We start from the raw sequence: 7535 nt of genomic DNA on the forward strand, positions 1-7535 counted from the left end.
AGTTCATTCAGCACCTTGCGGCAGCGGCCCCGACGCTCCTTGATCTGCGTGGTCAGCTTGCCGTCCGAGAACGCGCCCGCCCCGCCCTCGCCAAACTGCACGTTGGATTCCGCCACCAGCCCCTCGCCGCGCCAAAAAGCGTCCACAGTCTTGGCGCGCTCCTCGATGCCCTGGCCGCGCTCCAAAAGCAGCGGCGCAAAACCCGCCCGCGCCAGCGCAAGCGCCGCCAGCAGTCCGCAGGGGCCGGCCCCCACCACAACGGGACGCGCGCCGAGGCCCGCCGGGGCCGTCACCGGGAAGCGGTACGCCCGCTCGTCCGAAAGGCTGACGCCAAGGCCAGCCTTGGCCAGCACGCTGGCCTCGTCCGCGCAGGACACGTCCAGGCTGTACAAAAACACGGCGGCGTTCTTTTTGCGCGCATCGAGCGAGCGGCGCGCCAGGCGCAGAGAGGTGATGTCGGCGGGGTTCAGGCCCAGGCGCTGGGCCGCGGCCGTGCGCAGTTCGGCCTCTGTATGGGCCGGGCCCTCAGGCAAGGGCAGGCGGAGATCGGTGAGGCGGAGCATAGGTATCCTTGGTGCGAGGTTGGGAAAGAGAAAAGCAAGGGGCTCTGCCCCTTGGACCCCGCCAAAGGGCATGCGCCCTTTGGAATCCCGGTGCCGAGGCGTTCCCGGCTGTCCCTGGCCAGCCGGGAACGCCTCGGGGCGGGGCATTACGGACGCGGTGGCGCGGGGGAGGCCTGTGGAGGGAAACCCCGGAAAGGTGGCTGGAGACTGCCCTAGCCCACGTCCTTGAACGACACGGCGCCGCTGAGGATCTTCTTGACCGGGCAGCCGGAGGCCGCGCGCAGAAGCGTGGCGCGCTGCTCGTCGGTCAGGTCGCCCTGCATGTCGATGGCGTACTCGAACACGCTCTCATCCTTGTTCTCGCGGTTCAGTCCCACCCGCACGCTGATGCCGGTGAGCGGGATGTTGCGCTTGTCAGCCGCGATGCGCACCACCATGGTGATGCAGTTGGCCAGGGCCGCTTCAAGCAGGTCAACGGGCTTGAACCCGGCGAACGCGCCGCCGTATTCCGGGGCGGTGTCGGCCAAGGCCTCGTGGGTGCCGTCGGTGAAACGCGCCAGATATTTCTCGGGCTGGCTGGTGCTGGTGATCATCTAATTCTCTCCGAACTGCTTAGAGGGTGCATAACCCAAAACATCATCCTCCCGCCCACCCTTGCGGGGCCAAGGGATGCCCGCATTTTCTGGCTACTATCGCTTTTGGCGACGCAGGCACGCCCTGCCCTCCAGAAAAAACTCCCGGCATCATGAAAATGCGAAGCCGCAAGGCGTTCTCATAAAAACGACGCTCCATCCACTTCCCCGGCGGCTCAACCATACATTTATATCCGACTGTCATCCCAAAGCCAAGTCTGGGGCGGCGGCGAACGTCGGCAGCACGAAGCTGCCATGCGGTTCACCCAGACCCACAGCTTACACCTGGCGGAAACGCTGCAGGGCAGCGGTGAAATCACGCCAAGTTCGCTGCTTGTCGCGGAGCCGCTCGACAGATTGACAAGAAACAGGCCGGATCAGGCGCTGACGCTGCTCCAGAACATCGCGCAACGCGGCGTCAAAAACGGGTTCACAGCGCAAAGCGTGATCCTAGACCTTGCCTCTTGCGCCGTCTTCTTCCCGATCCTGGCGAACACGATGCGCCTGGCGCAAGTGCCCTCAGCCCGGTGCGCAGCAGAAACCCGATGAACCGGTGACTCTCGCAACGGTGGATGCCAACGTGCCAAACCCACCGATGAAAGACCGGTCCACAGTGCCCTTTTTCATGCCAAACGCGAGGATTCCTCCGAGGAGTGCCGCGCTTGCGAGTGCAGCGATTCGGTCATCTGATCGTTCCCATGTCCACGCCCTTCCTCCCGTTCCGATCCATTGCGCCGCTTCTTCAGTTGAGTGGTGGCTTCGCGAATAGATCAGGGCAGAAAGAGTGCGCACCACAGTGCGCGCACTGGAAGGCGGCGAGGGAAAGCGACATTTTCGCTCGGAACCAGGGAAGCGGGGGAAAAAGCGAGTATTCGACAGCCAAAGCTCCTACAACGTCCCAGATGAACGAGGAGCCTTGCGGCCCCTCATCGGCTTGCCCCCCGGTCAGTAGAGACAACCCACGCCAGCCCGTCCCCAGCACATATGGCCGTCCTTCGTATTTCAGGACTGCCAATCGAATGTCGTGCCCGTTCCACACGGCAAGACAAGAGCTTGAATCCTGTCAGGGGTTTCTTGCCCACCCGCAAAGCGGGCAGGAACTGCTCGACCGGACCCAGAGGGCCACACGTTGCGAGCTGGCTTTGCTAGGTGCGTGTTAGATGGACCGGTCCGCCTTGCAGAACACTTGCCCGAATTCCAGGTCCTGCTGTTCACAGCATCTGAGAATCCGCTCCAGATGCACGTACGGCAGGCAGGGCGGCACACAATTGGCCACATGGGCCGCGGGGGCTTTCCGCTCTGTCGTTGTCATCCTGACAGCACAAAGGGAGCCAATACCTGGCACGGCTTCGTCAGTCCTGGCCGAGGGCGGAACGCAACAGGCGATCAGCCTCCCGCTTCACCACGGCGTAGCACTCGCAGCACAGCGACTCCAGCCGGGGCCGGTCAAGCACGGTGATGCGCCCCCGGCTGTACTCGATAACCCCAAGCTTCTGCAATTTCGCGGCCGCTTCGCTGATGCCCTCGCGGCGCACGCCGAGCAGGTTGGCGATGGACTCGTGGGTCATGACCAGCTGGTTGCCCGGCAGGCGATCGAGCGAGAGCAGAAGCCCGCGGCAGAACTGCTGGTCGATGGAGTGGTGGCGGTTGCACACCGAGGTCTGTGCCATCTGGGTGATGAGAGACTGGGTGTAGCGCAGGGACAGGTGCATCAGCTCTGCGTAGCGGTTGAACTCTGCGCGGAACGCCTGCGCCGCCAGCTTGTAGGCCAGCCCGGCGCTCTTTACCACGGCCCGGCTGGAGGTGCTCGCCCCGCCCATGAACAGGGCGACGCCGATGAGGCCGTCGTTGCCCACCACCGAGATCTCAGAGGAGGCGCCGCTCTCCATCATGTACTGGAGCGACACGATGCAGTCCGTGGGGAAATAGACATGCCGAGTGGCCGCGCCGGATTCGCACACCACCATGCCAAGCGGCATGGGCACAAGCGCGAGATGAGGGGCCATGCGTCTGTGGGCCGCTACAGGCAGGGCCGCCAGCAAGTGGTTCTGCTGCAACTCGTATGCATTGAACATAGCCGACGACCTTCGCTGGATTGGGGGAGAAGGCTTGCTCGGGATTGTTTCGCTCCACTGATATTATGGCCACTTGGTACCTTGCCATGCGTATTTGCACAAGCCTTCAGCATTTCTTATTTAGCATTGGTACGAATCCAAAGAATGCCTAGCGGTGGAGGGGATACGTGCACTATCGCACAGACCAGCGCCCGGCGCAGGCCTATGCTTTCTCCTCAAGCCTCCGCCCCCTCTTACCTGGCCGCCAAACGGAGAAACGCCATGCTCGAAATCATCGCCGTCGTCTTCCTCATCCTGTGGGCCCTTGGCCTTGTCACTTCCTACACCATGGGGGGCTTCATCCATGTTCTGCTGGTTGTGGCCGTCATCGTGATACTCGTGCGCGTGATACAGGGCCGCAGGCTGTAACCAGCCGCCTTCCGGGGCCGAGAGCGCCTCACTCACGCCACCTTGGCGCGGGTCCCCTTGCGGATGGCCGCGGGCAGGTCGGCCATCTCCATGGGCTGCGAGCACAGATAGCCCTGGCCCAGATCGCAGCCAAGCTCCCTCAGCAGCAGCTGCTGCGCTTCGGTCTCGATGCCCTCGGCCACGGTTTGCAGGTGCAGGCTGTGGGCCAGGGTGATGATGGCCCGGACGATCTCGCGGCCGCCGATGCTCTCGGTCATCCCCTCCACAAAGCTCATGTCTATCTTCAAGCGGTCCAGCGGCAGGCGCTGGAGCGCGCTCATGGATGAATAGCCGGTGCCGAAGTCGTCGATGGCGATGCCGACGCCCTTGGCCTTGAGACGCGCCAGAATGTGCGCCGAAGCCGTGGGGTAGCGCATCATCGAGGACTCGGTGATCTCAAGCATCAAGGCCGACGGCTGCAGGCAGTTGTCCTCCAGGGCGTGGCGTATCTGGTCCGTGAGGCCCTGGCGCGAAAACTGCCTGGGCGAAAGGTTCACCGACATGCTCAAATTCTTGGCCTCGGGCATGGTGCGCAAGAGCGCCGCCATATCCTTGCAGGCATGGGCCAGGGCGAAATGTCCAAGCTCGAAGATGAAGCCCGACTCTTCGGCCAGGGCGATGAATTCCGAGGGTGGCACCAAACCTCGCTGGGGGTGCCTCCAACGCATCAGGGCCTCAAAGCCGGTGATGCTGTTGTCCTCCAGGCTGAACACGGTCTGATAGACCATGAAGAACTCGCCGGCCGCCAACCCCTGGCGCATCTCGCCCTGCAGGCTCATCATCTGGATGGCCGTTTCATGCATGCTGGCCTTGAAGACCACCACCCGGTTCCTGCCGCGATGTTTAGCCTGGTGCAGGGCGATGTTGGCGTTGCGCAGCAGATCTTCCGGGCTGCTGCCTTCCACCGGGGCGTAGATGACCCCGTAGCTGGCCTTGAGCCGCATCTCGTGGGCGCCTATCAGCACCGGCTCGTTCAGGCTCTCGCGGATGCGCTTGATGGTGCGCATGGTCTGCCTTGGGCTCATGCCTTCAAGCACCAGGGTGAACTCGTCGCCCCCGTAGCGGCACACTGTGTCCATGCGGCGCGCACAGGCCGCCAGCCGCGTACCCACCTCGCGCAGCAGTTCGTCTCCGGCCTCGTGGCCCAGGCTGTCGTTCACTGCTTTGAACCGGTCAAGATCCATGAAGATCACTGCGAAACCCGGGCCGTTGCGGTGCAGGGCGCGCTCATTGGCCTGGGTGATGCGGTCCATGCACAGCGAGCGGTTGGCCAGCCCGGTGAGCGGGTCGTGCAGGGCGCGGAAGACCAGTTCCTCCTCGTCCTGCTTGCGCGGGGTGATGTCCTGGGCATAGCCCACGGTGCCGACCACATGGTCATCCAGCGAGACCAGGGACTTGTAGATCTCGAAGCAGCGCCGCTGGCCGTTCACCTCCGTCCATTCCTCCATGCGCCGGGGCTGGGAGTCCAGCGCCCCGTCCTGGCCCTCGTTGCGCAAAATGCTCGCCCACTTCGGATGCGCGATGTCCGCATCGGCCTTGCCGATGAGCGTGTCCTCAGACGGGTGCCCGATGACTTCCAGGAACTTCGTGTTCACGGCAAGGTACCGGCTGTCCACGTCCTTGAGCCAGACCAGGAAGGGAAAGTTGTTCAGCAGGGCGCGCTGGTAGCGGTCGCGGGCCTTGAGATTCCTGTCCGCAACGGCCAGGGCCGCCAGTGGCAGGCCGCGGATGGGCCCCCAGAGCAGCCACACGCAGACCAGGCTGGTGCCGAAGACCACCAAGCCGAGCAGCAGTTCGTTGAAGACGGACACCCGCCCCTCGATGCTGCCCCGCGCCTGGCCCAGGGCATAAATGGTGCGGCTGCGGGCGATGAACGGTCCCCGGAGGGTGGAATCTATGCGGAGTACGCTGCGGCCCTGGCCGTCCAGCACGGTGAAGCCGTCCCCGCGGGGCAGGTAGCGGTCCATGCTGCCCAGCAGCCGGTCGGGGGCCACGTCCCAGGTCCCGGGCTGGGCGGTGATGAAGTCTCCCAGGGCCAGGGCCTGGATTTTAAGGCTGCTCTCCAGCTGGCTCGCTATCCGCGTGTGCGAATAGGTCAGATAGGAAAGCACCGGGGCCAGACCAACGATGAGGGCCAGCATCAGGGCCAGCCGCGTCACCATGGTGGAGGTGGACGAATGGTCGTCGGGGGCGCCCAAGGGGTTTCGGGAAGACGACCGCAGCGCGGCGTCTGTTTCCGGGCCGCGGCAGAACGGAGAGAGTTCGAGAATCTGGCGGCCGCCGGGCTGGCGCTGCGGAGAAGGCTCGCCCACACATTCCTGCACCACGGAGACCTCCCACTCTTCAGGTTGGCAACGGACTGGCGCAGCCCGCTCAAGAAATGATTGGAACGCGCGCACGCGGGCCAGGGCCGTCCAAGCAGGCGGGAACGGGTTCTTCAACATCTTGGAGCATATGGCTCCAGGCATATCGCGTCTGTACGGTATCGCACATGGCCCGAAAGACCGCGCACGGGCGTGAGCCCTAAATGAGGCGCGTGTGTGCGCTAGCGTACCGACAGGCCTCGCCGCTTGGCTCATTTACGGTGTGCGGCAGGACACACTCAGGCGGGAGCCGCCCCGGCATACGTGCGTAACCGTACAGACAGTGAATGCGCGCGCTGCCAGTGTCCGAAACCCCCGCTCCCCTCGTCGCCCGATCCATTCCATGGCGCTTGGCGTTTGCGGGAAACCAGAGGGTCGAAAACGGCCAGGACCTGAAGAATGCAAAGACGGCACGGGCCCGGCCTGTGGTGCGATTGGCATGGGCGGCAACGCTGCACAGCGTGAAGATATCGTGAGCGAGAGGGGTAACCATGCAGAAGCAAGTCGATCTCAAGACCTACATAGAGGTCGCAAAACGCCGCAAGATGCAGATGATCGTGCCCGCGGCTGGCATCATCATCTGTTCAATCCTGCTGGCGGTCCTTTTGCCATCAATCTATCGAGCATCAGCCACCATCCTCATCGAGACGCAGAACATCTCCAGGGACGTGATACAAACCACAGTTTCCGGCTATGTCGAGCAGCGTCTGCAGTCCTTGTCCCAGATAGTCCTGGGCCGCGTGAACCTGATGAATTTGATCGGCAAGATGAGCCTGTACGCCGATTACACGGACAAGTTCACCGATGAAGAGCTGGTGGAGAAGATGCGCAAGAGCATCATGCTCGAGCCGGTGCAGGCGGATGTCGCCAGCGCGGGCTCCGGCAAGACCATGCCCGCCACCATCGCGTTTGAAATTTCCTTTGATGACCGCGACCCCAAGAAGGCCGCCGCCGTCGCCAGCGAGCTGGCCTCCCTGTTTCTGGAGGCCAACCTGAAGACCCGCGAGGAGACCGCCAACTCCGCCGTGGACTTCCTGAACACCCAGCTGGAGGATCTGCGCAAGGACATCGTGATCCAGGAGGAGCAGCTCTCCGCGTTCAAGGAAGCGCACCTGACGGAGCTGCCGGAGCTGCAGCAGCTGAACCTGGCCACCCTGGACAAGATGGAGCGCGACCGGGCGACGCTGGAGGAGCAGACGCGCTCGCTGCAAAGCAGAAAGGCGTATCTGGACGGGCAGCTGGCCACCATAGACCCCTACAGCGGAGCCATCGGACCGGACGGGGCGCGCTACCTTTCGCCCAAGGAGGAGCACGAGCGCCTGCGCCGGACCTACATGACCCTGCGCGGCTCATTGAGCGAGCAGCACCCGGACGTCGTCAAGGTGAAGCGCCAGCTCCAGGCCCAGGGACAATCGACGGACGGCCCGCAGGACGTCAAGGTGTACGCTCAGGCCC

At 63.7% G+C, this 7535-nt stretch carries 7 protein-coding genes; 3 read left to right on the forward strand and 4 right to left on the reverse strand.

Annotated features, from left to right (window positions below):
- Positions 1 to 563 (reverse strand): NAD(P)-binding protein (locus VN419_RS13135; protein WP_325647671.1); only part of this gene is annotated, 563 nt, incomplete at its 3' end.
- Positions 564 to 775: 212 nt separating this feature from the next.
- Positions 776 to 1156 carry an OsmC family protein gene (locus tag VN419_RS13140; RefSeq protein WP_325647672.1) on the reverse strand — a complete coding sequence of 127 codons (381 nt, stop codon included), beginning with the start codon at positions 1154 to 1156 and terminating at the stop codon, positions 776 to 778.
- A 294-nt stretch (positions 1157 to 1450) separates the two neighbouring features.
- Between VN419_RS13140 and VN419_RS13145 the strand changes: the two genes are divergently transcribed.
- Complete coding sequence (locus VN419_RS13145; RefSeq protein WP_325647673.1) at positions 1451 to 1744, forward strand: hypothetical protein; 294 nt, start codon at positions 1451 to 1453, stop codon at positions 1742 to 1744.
- An 803-nt stretch (positions 1745 to 2547) separates the two neighbouring features.
- Here the strand turns inward: VN419_RS13145 and VN419_RS13150 are convergent.
- Positions 2548 to 3270 carry a Crp/Fnr family transcriptional regulator gene (locus VN419_RS13150; protein ID WP_325647674.1) on the reverse strand — a complete coding sequence of 241 codons (723 nt, stop codon included), beginning with the start codon at positions 3268 to 3270 and terminating at the stop codon, positions 2548 to 2550.
- 261 nt (positions 3271 to 3531) lie between these two features.
- On the opposite strand from VN419_RS13150, the gene VN419_RS13155 reads away from it, so the two are divergent.
- Entirely contained in the window at positions 3532 to 3678 is a 147-nt protein-coding gene (locus VN419_RS13155; protein ID WP_325647675.1) for a lmo0937 family membrane protein, read from the forward strand.
- A gap of 32 nt (positions 3679 to 3710) precedes the next feature.
- On the opposite strand, the gene VN419_RS13160 is transcribed toward VN419_RS13155, so the two are convergent.
- Positions 3711 to 6044 carry a bifunctional diguanylate cyclase/phosphodiesterase gene (locus VN419_RS13160; RefSeq protein WP_325647676.1) on the reverse strand — a complete coding sequence of 778 codons (2334 nt, stop codon included), beginning with the start codon at positions 6042 to 6044 and terminating at the stop codon, positions 3711 to 3713.
- A gap of 527 nt (positions 6045 to 6571) precedes the next feature.
- Between VN419_RS13160 and VN419_RS13165 the strand changes: the two genes are divergently transcribed.
- Positions 6572 to 7535, forward strand: a 964-nt coding sequence (locus VN419_RS13165) for a GumC family protein (RefSeq protein WP_414652934.1), incomplete at its 3' end; no start/stop codon positions are given.

It is taken from the genome of Humidesulfovibrio sp., from assembly GCF_035560995.1.
Classification (GTDB): domain Bacteria; phylum Desulfobacterota; class Desulfovibrionia; order Desulfovibrionales; family Desulfovibrionaceae; genus Humidesulfovibrio.